19 protein-coding genes and 1 tRNA gene are annotated in these 17140 nt (G+C 29.3%); 17 read left to right on the top strand and 3 right to left on the bottom strand.

Going from position 1 to position 17140, the window contains the following annotated elements; translation table 11 throughout:
• Positions 1-33: 33 nt before the first annotated feature.
• The gene (gene mnmA / locus QIA31_RS03970) at positions 34-1101 is read right to left on the bottom strand and encodes a tRNA 2-thiouridine(34) synthase MnmA (protein ID WP_301394336.1); all 1068 of its coding nucleotides are present in this window, start codon (positions 1099-1101) and stop codon (positions 34-36) included.
• Positions 1102-1195: 94 nt separating this feature from the next.
• On the opposite strand from mnmA, the gene QIA31_RS03975 reads away from it, so the two are divergent.
• The 6 genes from QIA31_RS03975 to mvk are packed head-to-tail and all read left to right on the top strand — an operon-like array spanning position 1196 to position 7478.
• Entirely contained in the window at positions 1196-2419 is a 1224-nt protein-coding gene (locus tag QIA31_RS03975) for a hydroxymethylglutaryl-CoA synthase (protein ID WP_301394337.1), read from the top strand.
• Entirely contained in the window at positions 2403-3467 is a 1065-nt protein-coding gene (gene fni / locus QIA31_RS03980) for a type 2 isopentenyl-diphosphate Delta-isomerase (protein ID WP_301394480.1), read from the top strand. The genes QIA31_RS03975 and fni overlap by 17 nt, the downstream gene beginning before the upstream one ends.
• A complete protein-coding gene (locus QIA31_RS03985) occupies positions 3457-4725 on the top strand; it encodes a hydroxymethylglutaryl-CoA reductase, degradative (RefSeq protein ID WP_301394338.1) in 1269 nt (422 codons plus the stop codon). Before fni ends, QIA31_RS03985 begins: the two co-directional genes overlap by 11 nt.
• The gene (gene mvaD, locus QIA31_RS03990) at positions 4709-5647 is read left to right on the top strand and encodes a diphosphomevalonate decarboxylase (protein WP_301394339.1); all 939 of its coding nucleotides are present in this window, start codon (positions 4709-4711) and stop codon (positions 5645-5647) included. The genes QIA31_RS03985 and mvaD overlap by 17 nt, the downstream gene beginning before the upstream one ends.
• Positions 5638-6591, top strand: coding sequence for a GHMP family kinase ATP-binding protein (locus QIA31_RS03995; protein WP_301385838.1), 954 nt, complete (start codon positions 5638-5640; stop codon positions 6589-6591). The genes mvaD and QIA31_RS03995 overlap by 10 nt, the downstream gene beginning before the upstream one ends.
• Positions 6585-7478: a mevalonate kinase gene (mvk, locus tag QIA31_RS04000; protein WP_301394340.1), complete on the top strand. Its 894-nt coding sequence runs from the start codon at positions 6585-6587 to the stop codon at positions 7476-7478. The genes QIA31_RS03995 and mvk overlap by 7 nt, the downstream gene beginning before the upstream one ends.
• A gap of 8 nt (positions 7479-7486) precedes the next feature.
• Here mvk and QIA31_RS04005 read toward each other — a convergent pair.
• Positions 7487-7560 (bottom strand) — tRNA-Val (locus QIA31_RS04005).
• Between the two features lie 40 nt (positions 7561-7600).
• Complete coding sequence (locus QIA31_RS04010; RefSeq protein ID WP_301394341.1) at positions 7601-8068, bottom strand: BB0689 family surface lipoprotein; 468 nt, start codon at positions 8066-8068, stop codon at positions 7601-7603.
• An 89-nt stretch (positions 8069-8157) separates the two neighbouring features.
• Between QIA31_RS04010 and QIA31_RS04015 the strand changes: the two genes are divergently transcribed.
• The 11 genes from QIA31_RS04015 (at position 8158) to coaD (ending at position 17110) form a co-directional block, all read left to right on the top strand.
• Positions 8158-8688, top strand: a complete 531-nt coding sequence (locus tag QIA31_RS04015) for a Dps family protein (protein ID WP_151060344.1) — start codon at positions 8158-8160, stop codon at positions 8686-8688.
• Positions 8689-8762: 74 nt separating this feature from the next.
• The gene (gene fusA / locus QIA31_RS04020) at positions 8763-10772 is read left to right on the top strand and encodes an elongation factor G (protein WP_301394342.1); all 2010 of its coding nucleotides are present in this window, start codon (positions 8763-8765) and stop codon (positions 10770-10772) included.
• Positions 10773-11049: 277 nt separating this feature from the next.
• Positions 11050-12258, top strand: a complete 1209-nt coding sequence (gene badR / locus QIA31_RS04025) for a host adaptation transcriptional regulator BadR (protein WP_151060346.1) — start codon at positions 11050-11052, stop codon at positions 12256-12258.
• 62 nt (positions 12259-12320) lie between these two features.
• Positions 12321-13655 (top strand): signal recognition particle protein, encoded by a 1335-nt coding sequence (gene ffh, locus QIA31_RS04030; protein ID WP_301394343.1) that lies wholly within the window; start codon positions 12321-12323, stop codon positions 13653-13655.
• 12 nt (positions 13656-13667) lie between these two features.
• Positions 13668-13928: a 30S ribosomal protein S16 gene (gene rpsP / locus QIA31_RS04035; protein WP_151060348.1), complete on the top strand. Its 261-nt coding sequence runs from the start codon at positions 13668-13670 to the stop codon at positions 13926-13928.
• Positions 13929-14177, top strand: a complete 249-nt coding sequence (locus tag QIA31_RS04040) for a KH domain-containing protein (protein ID WP_004791279.1) — start codon at positions 13929-13931, stop codon at positions 14175-14177.
• Positions 14178-14180: 3 nt separating this feature from the next.
• On the top strand, positions 14181-14681 hold the full coding sequence (gene rimM, locus QIA31_RS04045; RefSeq protein WP_301394344.1) for a ribosome maturation factor RimM: 501 nt from the start codon (positions 14181-14183) through the stop codon (positions 14679-14681).
• Positions 14678-15394 (top strand): tRNA (guanosine(37)-N1)-methyltransferase TrmD, encoded by a 717-nt coding sequence (trmD, locus tag QIA31_RS04050; protein WP_301394345.1) that lies wholly within the window; start codon positions 14678-14680, stop codon positions 15392-15394. The genes rimM and trmD overlap by 4 nt, the downstream gene beginning before the upstream one ends.
• Positions 15372-15737 carry a 50S ribosomal protein L19 gene (gene rplS / locus QIA31_RS04055; RefSeq protein WP_301394346.1) on the top strand — a complete coding sequence of 122 codons (366 nt, stop codon included), beginning with the start codon at positions 15372-15374 and terminating at the stop codon, positions 15735-15737. The genes trmD and rplS overlap by 23 nt, the downstream gene beginning before the upstream one ends.
• 331 nt (positions 15738-16068) lie before the next feature.
• Positions 16069-16608, top strand: a complete 540-nt coding sequence (locus QIA31_RS04060) for a hypothetical protein (protein WP_301394347.1) — start codon at positions 16069-16071, stop codon at positions 16606-16608.
• A gap of 1 nt (position 16609) precedes the next feature.
• Positions 16610-17110, top strand: a complete 501-nt coding sequence (coaD, locus tag QIA31_RS04065) for a pantetheine-phosphate adenylyltransferase (protein ID WP_301394348.1) — start codon at positions 16610-16612, stop codon at positions 17108-17110.
• Positions 17111-17140: the final 30 nt, after the last annotated feature.

The following is a 17140-nucleotide window of genomic DNA, read 5'->3' on the forward strand; positions in this document are numbered from 1 at the left end:
TAAGAAAATCTTCTCTAACTTTTTGGCTGATTATTATTCTATTATTTTAAAAATTTTAGCACCCCCCAGGCATTCTGTATTTTTGTAAAAGATTGCAAATTGCCCTGAGGATATTCCATGATCTTTTTTATTTAAAGCAATTTCAATTAAGTTATTTGTGATAAGTTTTAATTTACACGAGTATTTCTTTTCACCATGTCTTATTTTAATTTTGAAATTTTCAAAATTTGAAGGTATGCCATTTATCCAATGTATTTCATGGACTAAAAATTTGCGTTTTGCTTGTTTTAAATAATTCTCGTTATGGGAGATATATATAATATTTTTTTCTAGGTCTTTTTCTATGACAAACCACGGTCCGTTGCTAAGTTTTATTCCTCTTCTTTGTCCAACTGTAAAAAACCAATATCCGTTGTGAATTCCTATTATTTTCCCCGTTTCTTTTTCAATTATATTGCCTTTTTTTTCGCCAAGATGATATTTTACAAATTCGTTATATTTGATTTTTCCTAAAAAGCAAATGCCCTGACTATCTTTTCTATCTTTGTTGGGCAAATTTATACTTTTAGCTATTTGTCGCACTTCGCTTTTAAGCAATGTTCCTAAGGGGAAGTATAGTTTTGACATTTGTTTTTGAGATAGATGAGATAAAAAATAGCTTTGGTCTTTAATTTTGTCTTTGGCTTGTTTTAGTAAGAATTTTTTTTCTTTTATTTGTATTTTAGCGTAATGTCCTGTGACAACCAAATCATATTGTTCGTTGATTTTCTCAAAAAATGCTCCAAATTTTATTCTTTGATTACAGAAAATATCTGGACTTGGGGTATTGCCGTTTTTTAGTTCTTCAATAGTATAGCTTACTACTTTGTTATAATATTCTTTTTGAAAGTTTATTATTTCGTATGGTACATTAAACTTGTTGCATACAGCTTCAACGTAATTTAAATCTTCTTGCCATGGGCAGTCTCCAATATAAGACAGCTCATCTTCAAGCCAAATTTTTAAATAGTAGCATTTTATACTTGTATATCCTTTGTTTACAATTCTATAAAGGGCAACAGAACTATCAACTCCTCCAGATAAAAGTACGGCTATTTTCATAAATTTCCCTTTTTAGGTTTTATTATATAATATTTTGCTAATTTTTGTAAATTATAATATAATAACTTAAATCCATTAATGTATTGAGGAATATATGAAAATAGGCATTAGTGATATTAGGATTTTTTTACCTTTAAATTATTTAGATTTTTCTGTTCTTTTGGAGAATCCTTTATATTCTTCTAATGAAGTTTTTTTTAAAAAAATCAATAGAGCAATAGATACAACCTTGCAAAAAGGTTTTAGATTTACAGGCCCCAATGAGGATAGTGTAACCATGGCAAGTTCAGCTGTTAAGCTTATTTTTGACAACAATAATCTTGATTTGAGTAAAATTAGAATACTTTTAGGCGGAACTGAAACAGGTGTTGATCATTCAAAGTCAATTTCTTCTTATGTTTTTGGAGCTTTAAAGAAGTCTGGCATTTGTCTGGGGAATAATTTTTTAACTTTTCAAGTTCAACATGCATGTGCTGGCGCTGCTATGTCTTTGCACAGTGTAGCAAGTGTTCTAAGTCATTCTAATAATTCTGAATATGGTATAGTTTTTTCTTCAGATATTGCGCACTATAGCAATCTTACTACAGCTGAGATTACTCAAGGAGCTGGTGCAACTGCAATGCTTGTTGAAAAAAATCCAAAGCTACTTTCTATCAATTTATCTGAATTTGGAGTTTATACCGATGATGTTGATGATTTTTTTAGGCCCTTTGGAAGTGTTGAGGCCAAGGTGCGCGGTCAATATTCAGTTGAATGTTACAATAATGCAAATGAAAATGCTTTAAGAGATTTTGCTCTCAAAAAGCAACTTAATATGAAAGATTTATTTTCTAATTATAGGTTTATTTTACATGTTCCTTTTGCTAAGATGCCAATAGATTCAATGCATTATATTTTAAAAAAATATTATAGTGATGATGAATCTGTTAGAAATACTTATTTAGAGTCAATAGATTTTTACGATGGAGTTGAAGCTGCTATGGAGGTGGGAAATTTGTATACGGGTTCAATTTTTTTATCTTTAGCATTTTATTTAAAAAGAGTATTTTCCAAGAAGGATATTACAGGAGAAAAAATATTATTTTGTTCTTATGGATCTGGCAATATTATGATTGTTTATGAATTTACCATTGAAAAAAGTGCTTTTGATGTTGTTAAATCATGGGATCTTGATGGACTTATAAAAAATAGAAATAATGCAAATTTTGAAGAATATAAAGATTTCTTTCAAAATAAAATAGTTCCTGCTGAATCCAGAGGATTTTATTTAAAAGAACTAAGGAATGACGGATACCGAGTTTATGGGTATCGAGCCTAATATATTAGAAAATAAAAAAAAACATATTGAGATTTGTCTAAATAAGAACAATGTTAAAAGCAGCTGTAATTTTTTAAAATTTATTAAGCTAAAACATAATGCTCTGAGCGATTTTAATTTCTCTGAGATAGACATAAAAGAAGAAATATTTGGATACAATATTAGCATGCCTGTTTTTATTTCTTCCATGACAGGAGGCAGTAAAGAAGGGAATGACTTTAATAAATCTTTAGTTAAGATTGCAAATTATTTAAAAATTCCTATTGGTTTAGGTTCTTTTAAGCTTTTGTTTAAGTATCCGGAGTATATAAAAGATTTTACCCTTAAAAGGTATGCCCACAATATTCCTTTGTTTGCCAATATTGGTGCTGTTCAAATTGTTGAGTTTGGTATTTCTAGGATAGCTGAAATGATCAAGAGATTGGAAGTTGATGCAATTATTGTGCATCTTAATGCAGGGCAGGAATTAATGAATGTTAATGGAGAGAGGAATTTTAAAGGAATAAAAGAATCAATAGCCAAATTGTCCGACTTTTTAAGTGTTCCATTAATTGTCAAAGAGACAGGTTTTGGAATTTCACCAAATGATGTTAAGGAGTTATTTAAACTTGGTGTTTCTTGTATTGATCTTGCGGGTAGTGGAGGGACTAATTGGGTTTTAGTAGAAGGCATGAGGGGCAATAATCTAAATATTGCATCTTGTTTTGCTGATTGGGGAATTCCTTCGATTTTTACTTTGCTTAGCATTGATGATTCTCTAAAGGCCAATGTTTTTGCATCTGGTGGGTATGAGACAGGCATGGATATTGCTAAAGGCATTGCTCTTGGAGCTAAACTTATAGGCGTTGCAGCTGTTGTTCTTAGAGCTTTTTACAATTCAGGAGAAGATGCCGTATTTAGTCTTTTTTCTGATTATGAGCATGTTTTAAAAATGTCTATGTTTTTAAGTGGAAGCAGAAGTTTGTCTGAATTTAAAAATAATAAGTATTTTTTGAGTAGCTATTTGCTTACTGAGCTTGGAGTCTTTAAGCAGTTTTATGAAACTTAGTAAAAATTTTAGACATAAAAGTATTTTAGAAAAAAGGAAAGAGATAAAAAGTTTTTTAGGATTATCTTTTAATGATTTTTTTTATAATAATACCAATGAAGATTTTCTTTTTAATATGATAGAAAATTATATTGGATACTTATCTTTTCCTGTTGGAATTGTAAAAAATTTAAAAATAAATGGTAAATACTATTCTTTGCCTATTGCAACAGAAGAATCTTCTGTTATTGCTGCCTTGAATTTTGCAGCAAAAACCCTTGAAAATGCTAATTTGAGTTATTCTTTGAGTGAAGTGTTGGGAATTTCTCAAATTTATATAAAATCGGAAAAAGACTTAAGTAAAATTCTTGTTAATCTTGGCGATAAAATCAAGACTTGGATTGAACCTCTTTTATCCAATATGAATCAAAGGGGAGGTGGATTTAAGAGATTGTCAACTAAATATATTAAAGAACTTGGTATTCAGAAATTGAATCTTTATTTGGATACTTGTGATGCTATGGGTGCTAATTTGTTAAACTCAATTGCAGAGCGTGTAGCAGAATGTATTTTTTTAGAGTTTGGATATGAGTGTGTTTTAAAAATTTTAAGCAATGATGTTAGTGAATTTACAACCAAAGCTTGTTTTGTTTTAGATTTTAAGCACTTATTATCAAGTAAAGAGGATTCTTTTAATTTGGCGAAAAAAATTGAACTTATTTCTAGTATAGGTTTTTACGAAGAGGAGCGAGCTGTTACTAATAATAAAGGTATTATGAATGGAATTACGGGGATGTGTCTTGCTACTTTTAATGATACAAGAGCACTTGAGGCTTCTGTTCACAGATTTGCTTCAAAAAGCGGCAAATATCTTCCTCTTAGTAAATTTTATACTATTGATAATGCTTTGGTTGGAGAAATTGAAATTCCTTTGCAAGTTGGAACTAAAGGCGGGGTTACGTCTTTTAGCGAAGCTTCAATTTTAAGTTTTAGAATTATGAATGTAAGCAGTAAGACTGAATTTATGGGTATTCTATCTTGTGTTGGACTTGCCAGTAATTTTGCTGCATTAAGGGCTCTTGCATTTAACGGAATTCAAAAGGGTCACATGAGATTGCATGTTAATAAAATACTCTACTTTTTAAAGATGAAATATAATATTTCTGATTTTGAGAAAGACAAATTATTATTAGAAATGCAAAAAGTGGATATTTATTCTTTTGATTTTGCTTTTAAAATTCTAAAGAAAATAAGGTTAGAGAATGAAGGTAAAGTGTAAAGTTAATGCAAGCTTAGCTTTAATTAAATATTGGGGTAAGAAGGATATTTTTTTAAACATCCCCGCTACTTCTAGTCTTGCTGTTAGTGTTGATAAGTTTTATTCAATAAGTGAGCTTGAACTTTCAGATCAAGATGAAATAATTTTAAATTCAAAGCCAATTGTATTGCAAAATAGAGAAAAGGTATTTTTTGATTATGCAAGAAAAATTCTTAGTGAGCCGAATGTTAGATTTAAAATTAAAAGTGAAAACAATTTTCCAACAGCAGCGGGCCTTGCAAGTTCTAGTTCAGGCTTTGCTTCTATTGCTGCTTGTATTTTGAAATATTTTAATAAATATTCTTTTAGCAGTGCATCTAGTCTTGCAAGAGTAGGATCAGCTTCTGCAGCAAGGGCTATTTATGGGGGGTTTACCATTTTAAAAGAAGGTTCAAAAGAATCTTTTCAATTAAGGGATCGATCTTATTTTAATGATTTACGCATAATATTTGCCGTAATTGATAGTAATGAAAAAGAATTGTCTTCAAGAGTTGCAATGAATATTTGTAAACTTCATGAGTTTTATTATGATGCTTGGATTGCCTCTAGTAAAAAGATTTTTAAAGATGCTTTATATTTTTTTTTAAAAAAAGATTTTATACACTTTGGAGCAAATGTTGTAAAAAGTTATCAAAATATGTTTGCTTTAATGTTTGCATCTTCTATTTTTTATTTTAAAAGCAGTACAATAGATTTAATTAAATATGCTGCTAATTTGAGAAATGAGGGAATTTTTGTATTTGAGACAATGGATGCAGGCCCCCAGGTAAAGTTTCTTTGTTTGGAAAAAAATTTAAATACTATTTTAAAAAGACTTAAGCAAAATTTTACTGGCATTAATTTTATTGTTTCAAAGGTTGGGCGTGACTTAGAATGGATTTGATTAGTTTTTCTGTGCCTGGAAATTTGCTTTTAATGGGGGAGTATACTATTTTAGAGGAAAAGGGCTTGGGGTTGGCAATTGCGATTAACAAGAGAGCATTTTTTTCTTTTAAAAAGAGCGATTTTTGGCGTTTCTTTAGCAAAAAGAAAGAGATAGACGATTTTTCTTTAATAGAAAATAGAGATGATTTTGTTTTTAAAATGTTTTCTTACTTGAGTCAAAAATATTTTTTTAATCTAGAAAGCTTTGCATATGATGTTTACATTGATACAAGTAATTTTTTCTTTAATGATGGAACTAAAAAGGGATTTGGTTCAAGCGCTGTTGTTGCTATTGGTATAGTGTGTGGTCTTTTTTTAATTTACAATTCTACTAATGTTGTTAATAAGAATGAAATCTTTAAATATTGTTTAGAGGCCTACAGGCACTCTCAAGGAGGGATGGGTAGCGGATATGATATTGCTACTAGTATTTTTGGAGGTGTTGTTGAGTTTGAAGGCGGTTTTACTCCTAAATGCAGGCAGCTGGGCATTGTTGAGTTTGATGATTTTTATTTGATGCAAGGTTTGAAAGCCGTTAAAACCACCGCTTCTATTTGTGAATACAATAAACATAGAAATTCTATTTTAGATTTGATATTGAAATGCAATTTGGAGATAAAAAAACTTGTTTTAAGTGTTGGTACTTCTAACTCCAAATTAATTTCTAGTTTAAGAAGAGCTAAAGAATTAGGATTGGAAATAGGAGAGGCAATAGGAGTTTCTGCAGCCTTGCCTTCAAATTTTGAGCATCTTAGAGATCAATGCGATTTGATTAAAGCTTTGGGAGCCGGAAACGAAACTTTTTTAGTTTATAGACCTAATATTAAAGCTTTTGATTTATCAAAAATTATTCCAATTGTTTTAGAGCATGAAAGCATTAAGTTTGAAAGCAATAAATGTTAAGAATAAGAAAGCCCGCTAAAATATTGTTCTTAGGGGAACATAGTGCTGTTTATGGGTTTCCAGTTATTGGGGCTACAGTTCCAATTTATATGGATCTTATTTGTAGTGTGTCTAAAAATTGGAAATATTTGGGAAAACCTAGTACTAAATTAAATAGCCTTATAAGCTTTATTGTTTCAAATTACAATAAAGTTAATCCGATTGAGTTTACTATTCTTTCTGAAATTCCTATTGGAGTTGGTCTTGGTTCTTCTGCTAGTCTTAGTTTGTGTTTTGCAGAATATATTACAAGTCATTTTGAATATAGGGATTGTAATAAAATTTTATTGGCAAATCAAATTGAAAATATTTTTCATGGCAAATCTTCTGGAATGGATATTAGACTAATTGATCTTGGTGGAACCTTTTATTTAGAGAAAAAAGAAGATGTTTTTAATTCAAGAAAATTAAAAGATTCTGGTTTTTATTTTTTAATTGGAGCTATAAAAAGAGATTTTACAACTAAAGAAATAGTTGTTAATTTAAAAAAACAGTTATTATTTAATGCTGATCTATTTGGTTTTATTGAAAAGCTTGGTCTTGTTGTAGACAATGCTTATATTTCTTTTAAGAATAAGGATGTATATTCTTTGGCTAATGAAATGAATGTTGCGCATTATTGTTTAAGGCATTTGGGGTTGTCTAATGATACTCTTGATTGGTTGATAAGCAGGGGGATTAAATTAGGCGCTCTTTCTGGAAAGTTAAGTGGCTCTGGTAAAGGAGGAGCGTTTATTTTTCTTTTTGAAAGTCAAGAAAAAGCCAATACAGTTAAAAAAGAGCTTAATAACATAATTAAAAATTATAAAATAAACTTAGTCTTGCAACTAAAAATAATTGAAGTTTAGGTTATTTTTGGGCCCAGAGAGATTCGAACTCCCGACATCCTGCTTGTAAGGCAGGCGCTCTGACCAACTGAGCTATGAGCCCTTTTACTAATAAGTAGTATACAGTATAATCTTTAATGGTGTCAATTCTTCTCTTTTCTTTTTCCAAAAAGAACCACAAATATATTTATATTGTTATTTGTTTTTAATCTATAGCCACCTATTTTATTAGTATCTTTATTGATAAGAGCTTCTTTGTGGCTTGGGCTGTTAAGCCATGCATTAACTACTCCTTCAAGTTCAATTCCTGATGCTAGTATTTCTCTTGTTAAATTAAAGGATTTATCGTATTTGTGTATTCTTTGCATTGGTGTGGTGCCAAAAAGTGTATGAGTTAGTGTTTTATTTTCACCTAGTTTAATAGCATATTCTTTTGCAACTTTTTCAAGAGTATCATCTATGTCTAGGTGATTTAGATTCAAATTTTTTCTCAATTCAGCAATTTCTGAATATAGAATTTTCATATCTTCTTTTGTATCTATTGGGTGTATTGTATTCAAATTGCATGCTTGAGATAGAAATAGTGCAAAAATCAAAATCAATTTTTTCATTAAAGATCCTTTTTATTTATTATATTATGGTATTAAAATCATAATTATATATCATTATGTATTATAATGATTATATCAAGGAGGTAGTTATGGAAAAGTATTTAAGTTATATAAAAAAAGATGACTTAGATGAAATACACTCAAAATTACAAGAACTCTTAGCGAGTTTGCATATTTTTTATTCTAATTTAAGAGGTATTCATTGGAATATAAAAGATACCAATTTCTTTGTTATTCACAAAAAAGCCCAAGATCTTTATGAATATATTGAAGAGATTATTGATATTGTTGCAGAACGCTCAAGAATGCTTGGATATGATTCTGAATTTAGATATTCTGAGTTTATAAAAAAGTCCTTTATTAAGGAGTTTAATATTGAATCGACTTCTAATTTTTTACCTTCAATGCAAAACATTGTTTGCAGCCTTACTGAGATTTTGAAAAATATTTTTGAAATGAGAAAATTTATTGATGCTGCTTGTGATTATGGTACTGGTAATATTATAGATGACATTATGAGTGATCTTGAGAAGCATTTATGGATGCATAAGGCATTGCTTGAAAATTGTGATTGTATTTGTCATGATGAGCACAAATGTTGTGAGTGCGATATGCAATAATAATTGTATTAAAAGGTTTAACTTGCATAATGATTGGTTTATTTGAATTAAGGTTGTAGTTGTTTTAGGGATTTATGGGTATTAGAAATATTGGAATTATGGCTCATATTGATGCTGGTAAAACTACTACTACAGAAAGAATTATTTATTATACTGGTAAAAGTCATAAAATGGGGGATGTAGATTCTGGAAACACTATTACTGACTGGATGCCTCAAGAGCAAGAAAGAGGAATTACTATTAGTTCAGCTGCTATTACTTGCTATTGGAAGGATTGTCAAATAAATATTATTGATACTCCGGGACATGTTGATTTCACAGCAGAAGTTGAAAGGTCCCTTAGAGTTCTTGATGGGGGTGTTGTTATTTTTAGCGCCGTTGATGGAATTCAAGCTCAAACAGAAACTGTTTGGAAGCAAGCAGAAAAATATGAAATTCCACGACTTGCTTATGTTAATAAGATGGACAGATTAGGCGCTAATTTTTTTAAAGTTGTAGAAGATATTGAGAATAAGTTTAAAACTATTCCTTTAGTTTTGCAAATTCCAATTGGAAATGAAAGCAATTTTGAAGGAGTAGTTGATATTATTTTAAATAAAGAGTTCCATTTTACAATGGAAAATGGAACTCCAAAATTAACTTACACTCAAGTTAGAAAAGAATTTGCTGAAAAAGTGGGGGTTTTTAAAAAAAAGTTAATAGACGTTCTTAGTCAATTTAGTGAAGAGATTACCCAATTATTTCTTGAAGATAAAGAGATTGGTTTAGACATTATTAAGAGTGAGATTAGAAGAGGGACTATTTCTAGATTTATTGTTCCTGTTTTAATGGGAACCAGTTTAAAAAATATTGGAATAGAGCCTTTGATTGATTCGATTGTAGATTACTTGCCAAGTCCTTTTGAAAAAAGTTTTGAAGCTTTTTCTTTAGATACAAATAAAAAAATTTTAGTTGATCCTAATGAAAATAAAAAATTATCAGCTCTTGTTTTTAAAGTTCAATATTCAAGTGTAATTGCTGCGCATCTTTATTTTGTTAGAGTTTATTCTGGAGAGATTAATTCTAGTAAAAAAATTTTCAATGCTTCAAATGGTAAGCGTGAAAAGTTTACAAAAATTTTTAGAGTTTTTTCAAATAAAAATGAACAAATAGATTTTGTGAAGCCAGGGGATATTGGTGCTGTTTTAGGATTAAAGTTTTCTGTTACAGGGAATACTCTTGTTGAGGAAAACAATAATGTTTTACTTGAATCTGTTACGTTTCCAGAGCCAGTTGTTTTAATGTCTATTGAGCCTGAAAGATCATCAGATGAGGTTAGACTAAAGGAAATTTTTGAAATAATATCTAAAGAAGATCCTACTTTTAGTTATTCTGAGAGCAAAGAAACAGGGCAACTTATTATATCTGGAATGGGTGAATTACATCTTGAGATTATTTTGACAAGAATTAAAGATGAATTTAATCTTAATGTTTATACGGGGAAACCCCAAGTAAGTTACAGAGAGAGCTCAAGTAAAGTTGTGAAAGAAGTTTTTGAGTTTAATAATATTTTTGCTGGCAAAAATATTGATTTTAAAATTGGAATGATCATTAAACCTTTGTCACGGGGTGAAGGAAATAAAATTGATTTTGAATGCGTTATTGACTCTTCAATTAAGTCTGCAATATTGAGGGGAATTACAGCGGCATTTGTAAGTGGAGTTTTTGGATATCCTATTATTGATATTAATGTTAGTGTTTTTTCTATTGTTTGTGAGATTAACAAAATTGGCGAGAGTGCTTTTGAATCAATTTCGGGGTTTGCTTTTCATAGTATTTTTCAAAAATCAGATCCTATTAGACTTGAACCAATAATGTTATTGGAGATTAGAACACCCATTGAGCATACAGGAGAAATTATTTCTACATTAAATATTATAGGAGGCGTTATTCATTCAGTTAGCAATATTGGGGAGTATGATTTGATAAAATCAGAGGCAGCTTTTGAAAAACTTTTTGGGTATGCTTCTATTTTAAGAAGTTCTACCAAGGGAAGAGGCAGTTTTACTATGGAATTTTCTTATTTTAAGGAAAAAGCAAGTTAAATTTATTAGTTTCAAGGCAAATTAGCTTTTTTTGTTTTTGCTATTTTTTAAATTTAATTAATTTTTATTGATTAGTTTTTATATAAAAATGACTTTATTACTTTTTTTGTTAAGCTTTAAGTTTCTGATAGTTTATGAATGTGATTTTATGATATAAAATTATTTTTTAGCCTTATAAAGGTATGTTTGTCTTTTGGGAATATATAGGATATGATATTGGATTTTAATATTATATTTTATAATATTTTTTTATTTTAAAAAACAAAGGAGGTGCATTATGCAGGGTGAAAATATGGTTTCGATTAGGGGTGGGAATAGAAGAAAAATTCTTCTTAGTTTGAAAAATATGCAATATTCAAGAACAGACTTAGCCCGTAAGTTAACTTTAACGAATGCTGCGGTTACTATTTTAACTAATCAAATGATAAAAGAAAATCTTTTGATTGAAGTTGGGTCTAGAGTGTCTGATGTTAAAAAACATGGACGAAAAGAAATACTTCTTGATATTAATAAAGATTATGCGTATTCAATGGGAGTTATTATTTCTAGCAATTATTTTCAAATAGGTATTGCTAATCTTAAATGTGAGGTTTTAATAAGCGAAACTCATTCTTTTGAACCCCCAGTTAGCGCTTATGACATTTTAGAAAAAATAAAAGATCATATGATAGAAATTATTTGGAAACATAATTTCTCAAGAGATAAATTTATTGGCTTAGGTTTTAGCATTACAGGGTTAATAAAAGATAAAGAATCAGGCATTGTTAATGATAGTTATGGAGCATGGATTGAAAAAGATGTTCCTGTTAAAAGGATACTTGAGGAATATTTTTCACTTACAGTTTATCTTGAAAGTTATGTTAAAAATTTATCTCTTGCTGAATTTATGGGTAAAAATATAGATAATATTATGTTTTTTGACTATACAGACACTGCTGAACTTTCGATTTGGTCAGATGGCAATGTTTATCCCGGTTTTAATAATAAGTCAGGTATGGTTAGCCACATGATAATTGATTATGAGGGAGAGAAAAATTGTCCAACTTGTGGTAATAAGGGTTGTGTTAATATGCTAATATCTAATTTTGCTTTGCAGAGATTGATTTCAAAAGAGTTTATGAATGGTGAGATTCCTGAACTTTATGAAAAGTATGAGGGTAAATTGAAAAAGGTTACAATATATGATGTTTTTTCTCTTTATGAAAAATATGATTTTATAAATAAAATTATGGAAGATACGGTTAAATATTTGGCAATAATTATTATCAATATTCAAAGAATGCTTGATTTTAATTATTTAGTACTCTATGGTCAAAGTTTTAAATTAAAAGTTTTTTTCGATTTGCTAAAAGAAGAGATTAAAAAGCGAAATAAAGAGAATATAGTATTAAAGCTTAGTTCATTAGATACTGAAGTTTCTGTTGTTGGGCCCGCCTCTAGTGTTATTTTTAATAAATTTTATTTGACAGGAGGAGATATTGATTAATATTGCCTTTTTTTGTATCTTATATTTGATAAGATTATTTTTGAGAATAAGGGTTATTTTTAATGCTTGAAAGTTTGGGGTCGAATTTTAAAAATTTTATAAACTATCTTTCTGGAAAATCTACAATAAATGATAAAAACATTGCAGAGGCTATTGAGATTATTAAGAATTCTTTAGTTGATGCTGATGTTAACTTAAGGGTTATAAGACGTTTTTTAAATTCTATAATTGAGGAATCCAAGGGAGTAAAAGTTTTAAGAGGTATTGATCCTAAGTCTCAGTTTATTAAAATTGTCAATGATAATCTTGTTAAATTTTTGGGAGGCAAGAATTATGAGCTTAGCTTAAATCCTGTTAATAAACAATCTTATATTCTTATGATTGGACTTCAAGGTTCTGGTAAGACCACAACATGTGCTAAGCTTTCTTTAAGGCTTAAAAGGGAAAATAGAAAAGTGCTCCTTGTAGCCGCTGACACATTTAGAGCAGCGGCTACGGAACAGTTAAAAATATTAGGTAGCCAAATAGATGTTCCAGTATTTTCACTTGAGGGTGAAAAAGATCCTATTAAAATTGTTAAATCGTCCATGAAATTTGCTAAGGCTGAGTTTTTTGATTCTGTAATAGTTGATACTAGAGGTCGCCTTGAGGTTGAATCTTTTTTAGTTGAAGAGATAAAAAAGATTAAAGAGATTTTACAGCCCTCAGAAACCATTTTAGTGGTAGATTCTATGATGGGACAAGTTGCGGTAAATATTGCTAAGGAATTTAATGAAAATGTTGGACTTACTGGTGCTATATTCTCTAAGTTTGATTCAGATACTAGAGGTGGCGCTGTACTATCGTTTAAAAGTATTTGTGAAGTTCCTATTAAATTTATTGGAGTTGGAGAAAAAATTGAAGATCTTGATTCCTTTTATCCAGAAAGAATTGCTTCTAGAATTCTTGGCATGGGGGATGTTGTTAGTCTTGTAGAGAAGATTCAAAGTGTTGTTGATAAAGAAGAGGCTATTAAGCTTGAGGAAAAAATTAATAAAGCTAGTTTTAATTTTGAAGACTATCTAAGCCAATTTAGACGTATAAGGCAAGTAGGAGGGTTTTCTAATTTTGTGAGTTTTTTACCAGGTGTTTCAAAATCAATGCTGAATATCAATAATTTAACCGAAGAAAGTTTTAATAAAGAAGAAGCTATTATTCTTTCTATGACTAAAAAAGAAAGAATAAACCCAGTGATTTTGAACAATCCCTCAAGAAAAAAAAGAATAGCTTTGGGAAGTGGAACAACTATTTTTGATGTTAATAAACTCATAAAAAAGTTTAGTCAAACAACTTTGATTATGAAAAAAATGAAAAATAAAGATTTTCAAAATAAGATTGCATCCCTTTTGGGGAAATAAGGAGGAATAAATTTGAGTGTTAGGATAAGATTGAAGAGAATGGGGGCTAAGAAAAGACCTTATTATAGGATTGTAGTTATGAATTCTGCTTCTCCTAGAGATGGTAGAGCAATTGAGGAACTTGGTTATTATCATCCTGTTGAAAAGCAAAAACAAATAAAAATTAAGGAAGATAGAATGAAAGATTGGATAAACAAGGGAGCAATTTTAAGCGATACAGTGAAAATGCTTTTAAATAAAAACAACTTGAATGTGAAAAGTCAGGAGGTTTAAATGAAAGAGTATGGAAATGAGATTGAACTTATAGAGTTTATAGTAAAGTCTCTTGTAGATAAACAAGATGAAGTAAAACTAAATGTAATTGAAGGGGAAAAATCAACTATTTTAGAATTAAGGGTTTCTCAAAGTGATGTGGGCAAGATAATAGGAAGACGAGGTCGTATTGCACGAGCTATTAGAACCTTGCTTGGAGCTTGTGCTGCTAAAACCAATAGGCGAGTGCAATTAGAAATTTTAGATTGATTTATGTTTATTAAAGGCGTGATATTATCGTCTTATGGAGTTAATGGATATGCTAAGATTAAAAGCATATCCAATAATTTTTGTGATTTTATTAATCTAAAAGACAATAAAGTCCTTTTAAAAAAAAGCAATGGGCTTACCCTTGAAGTTAGGGTTGTGGATGTTAATATAAAGAGCAATTCCTTATTTTTAAAGTTTGAAGGGATTAATACTCCAGAGTCGGTCAGGTCTTTGATTGGTTTTGAATTATGGGTTGATGATTCGCTTGCATCGAGTTTGAAAGAAGGGGAATATTATTTGGGAAAATTGATTGGCTATGCTATTGTTAATGACAATAGAAAGCTCGGAGAAGTTGTAGCTTTCTTTGAATATTTAAATAGCGTATTTCTTGAAGTTAAAGTGGGTATTAAATTTTTTTTTATTCCCTTTTTAAGCATTTATATTGGAGATATAGATGTAATAGAAAGAACAATTGAGCTTAAGGTTTTAGATCTTTTAAGATGAAATTTACAGTTATATCCCTTTTCCCAGTAATAATTAAACCATTTTTCGAAAATTCAATAATGAAAAAAGCTATTGACAAAGGAATAGTAGATTTTGAGTTTGTTGACGTTAGAGATTTCTCAAAAGATAAACATAAAAGATGTGATGATTTGCCTTATGGAGGCGGTGCTGGGATGGTATTAAAGGCTGAACCCATGTTTTTTGCTCTTGAGCATGTAGAAGCTATTAAGAAAACAACAATATTTTTAACCCCTTCTGGTATAAAGTATACTCAAGACTTGGCGTATTCCTTGTCAAAAAAAGAAGAAATTGTTATAATTTGTGGAAGATATGAGGGAATTGATCAACGTATTGTAGATTTGTATGTTGATTTTGAGATTTCTATTGGAGATTATGTTTTATCTTCTGGAGAGATCGCAGCTCTTGTTTTAATAGATAGTGTATATAGATTGTTGGATGGAGTAATAAATCCTAATTCTTTATTAGAGGAATCGTTTGGTATGAAAGGGTTGCTTGAATATCCTCATTATACTAGGCCTTATAATTTCATGGGAATAAAGGTTCCAGAAGTTCTTGTTTCAGGGCATCATGAAAATATAAAGAATTGGAGGCTTTTTAAGGCTAGAGAAAAAACTAAGAAAAATAGATATGATTTATACCTTAAATATTTAAAGATAATAGGAGAAGATAATGGATTTGATAAGAAAAATTGAAGCCCAAAATAAGATAAATAAGGGTTTTGTCTTTAATGTGGGTGATACTGTTAGGGTTGTTTATAAAATTATTGAAGGTAGTAATGAGAGGTTACAGAATTTTGAAGGGATTGTTATTTCTTTTCAAAATAAGGGAATTGGTAAAACATTTTTGGTTAGAAAAATTTCTTCAGGAATAGGTGTTGAAAAAATTTTTCCAGTATATTCTCCTATTATAGAAAAAGTTGAAGTTTTAAGAAGGGGAAAGGTTAGAAGGGCAAAGCTTTATTATATGAGAAATAGAATTGGTAAAGCTGCTATGAAGATAAAGGAGCGCCTTAATATTAAAAAAGTTAAGCATTAGTTTTTAAGTTTTTAGCGGCAAATTAGATTAAGATTAAAAATTATTTTTGAATGTGCTTTTGTTTTAATAGTTTTTATTCAAAAATTTAGAATTTTTACTGTTTTTAAAATTAACTTGTTAAGTTTGGTTGGGTATTTGTTACGATTAAAAGCATTAATTAACTAATTATTCTTATTAATTTCAATGAGGCTTCAATTTCGCTTTTGTCCTTTAAAAAGCCAAGGGTTTGAAATCCCGATTTGTTGAAAAGCTTTTAAGTTGTGTAAGTATTCGTCTTTAAGTTTTTGTTTGACGGCAAATATTTATTTGTTATCGTTAAGGAGAGTTGATTTTGGAATATACTCAAAGTAAATTTAAGGGTAGCAATTTTCATAAATACAATAAGCGTTTTTATGGTTTTAAAAATAAAAGATTAAATTCTGAGAGCAAAAGTCAAAATGTTGCCCCTTTAAATAGTTTCAATAATAGATCTACTGTTTTAAGTACAGATAAACAAAATGGTTTTAAAGGTAAATTTAGAAGAAAAAATATAAAATTTAAAACAAGAATAAATCTTGATATTACTTGTGCTATTTGTGAAAAAAAAATTAATGATATTGTTTGCAGTATGTCTTTAAAGGTTGAAAATGAAGATAGGCCTGTTCATTTTGATTGTGCTATAAATAAATTAACAGTTGAAAATAATCTTTCAAGTAATGAAAAATTAGTTTATAGGGGTGTTGGTAAATTTTTTGTTGTGGATACATCTTCTAGGGGAGAATATCTATATTTCAAAATTATTAAAGAAATTGAGTTTGAAAATTTAGAAGAACATCCAATATGGCGCAAAAAAATTCTCAAAGATGTCAATAGAGGGGTTAGGCTTCGTTGATATGAAGGTGGCAGTTTTTCCAGGATCTTTTGATCCAATTACCTGGGGCCATATTGATTTAATTAAAAGATCATTGGCTATTTTTGACAAAGTTGTTGTTTTAGTAGCTGAAAACAAATCAAAAAAATATTTGCTAAGCAATATTGAGAGGTTTAGTCTTACAAAAGATGTTATTTTGTCTTTAAATCTTTTAAATGTATTTGTAGATAGGTACAATGGGTTTATTGTTGATTATGCATTAATTAATTCTATTAGATTTATTGTTAGGGGAATTAGGGCTTTTAATGATTTTGATATAGAGTTTGAAAGGTATCTTGTTAATAATAAGTTAAATTTTAAAATTGATACTATATTTTTACCAAGTAGTGCAGAACATTTATATGTAAGGTCAGAGTTTGTAAAGGAGTTGATAGGGAAAAAGGATGTTGATCTTTCTAATTTTGTTCCAGAATTGGTGTTCAACAGATTGAAATCTAAGTTTATTGACAAATGCCTTGGTTAATATATATATTATTAAGATAATTTAATCTAG

It is taken from the genome of [Borrelia] turdi, assembly GCF_030439285.2.
GTDB lineage: Bacteria > Spirochaetota > Spirochaetia > Borreliales > Borreliaceae > Borreliella > Borreliella turdi.

Coding starts and splice junctions, on each gene's coding strand:
- trmD (WP_301394345.1), top strand. CDS start 14,678: ATGAAATTTACAGTTATATCCCTTTTCCCAGTAATAATTAAACCATTT.
- mnmA (WP_301394336.1), bottom strand. CDS start 1,101: ATGAAAATAGCCGTACTTTTATCTGGAGGAGTTGATAGTTCTGTTGCC.
- QIA31_RS04010 (WP_301394341.1), bottom strand. CDS start 8,068: ATGAAAAAATTGATTTTGATTTTTGCACTATTTCTATCTCAAGCATGC.
- fni (WP_301394480.1), top strand. CDS start 2,403: ATGGGTATCGAGCCTAATATATTAGAAAATAAAAAAAAACATATTGAG.
- mvaD (WP_301394339.1), top strand. CDS start 4,709: ATGAAGGTAAAGTGTAAAGTTAATGCAAGCTTAGCTTTAATTAAATAT.
- QIA31_RS03985 (WP_301394338.1), top strand. CDS start 3,457: ATGAAACTTAGTAAAAATTTTAGACATAAAAGTATTTTAGAAAAAAGG.
- QIA31_RS03975 (WP_301394337.1), top strand. CDS start 1,196: ATGAAAATAGGCATTAGTGATATTAGGATTTTTTTACCTTTAAATTAT.
- badR (WP_151060346.1), top strand. CDS start 11,050: ATGCAGGGTGAAAATATGGTTTCGATTAGGGGTGGGAATAGAAGAAAA.
- QIA31_RS04015 (WP_151060344.1), top strand. CDS start 8,158: ATGGAAAAGTATTTAAGTTATATAAAAAAAGATGACTTAGATGAAATA.
- rimM (WP_301394344.1), top strand. CDS start 14,181: ATGTTTATTAAAGGCGTGATATTATCGTCTTATGGAGTTAATGGATAT.
- fusA (WP_301394342.1), top strand. CDS start 8,763: ATGGGTATTAGAAATATTGGAATTATGGCTCATATTGATGCTGGTAAA.
- coaD (WP_301394348.1), top strand. CDS start 16,610: ATGAAGGTGGCAGTTTTTCCAGGATCTTTTGATCCAATTACCTGGGGC.
- mvk (WP_301394340.1), top strand. CDS start 6,585: ATGTTAAGAATAAGAAAGCCCGCTAAAATATTGTTCTTAGGGGAACAT.
- rplS (WP_301394346.1), top strand. CDS start 15,372: ATGGATTTGATAAGAAAAATTGAAGCCCAAAATAAGATAAATAAGGGT.
- QIA31_RS03995 (WP_301385838.1), top strand. CDS start 5,638: ATGGATTTGATTAGTTTTTCTGTGCCTGGAAATTTGCTTTTAATGGGG.
- ffh (WP_301394343.1), top strand. CDS start 12,321: ATGCTTGAAAGTTTGGGGTCGAATTTTAAAAATTTTATAAACTATCTT.
- QIA31_RS04040 (WP_004791279.1), top strand. CDS start 13,929: ATGAAAGAGTATGGAAATGAGATTGAACTTATAGAGTTTATAGTAAAG.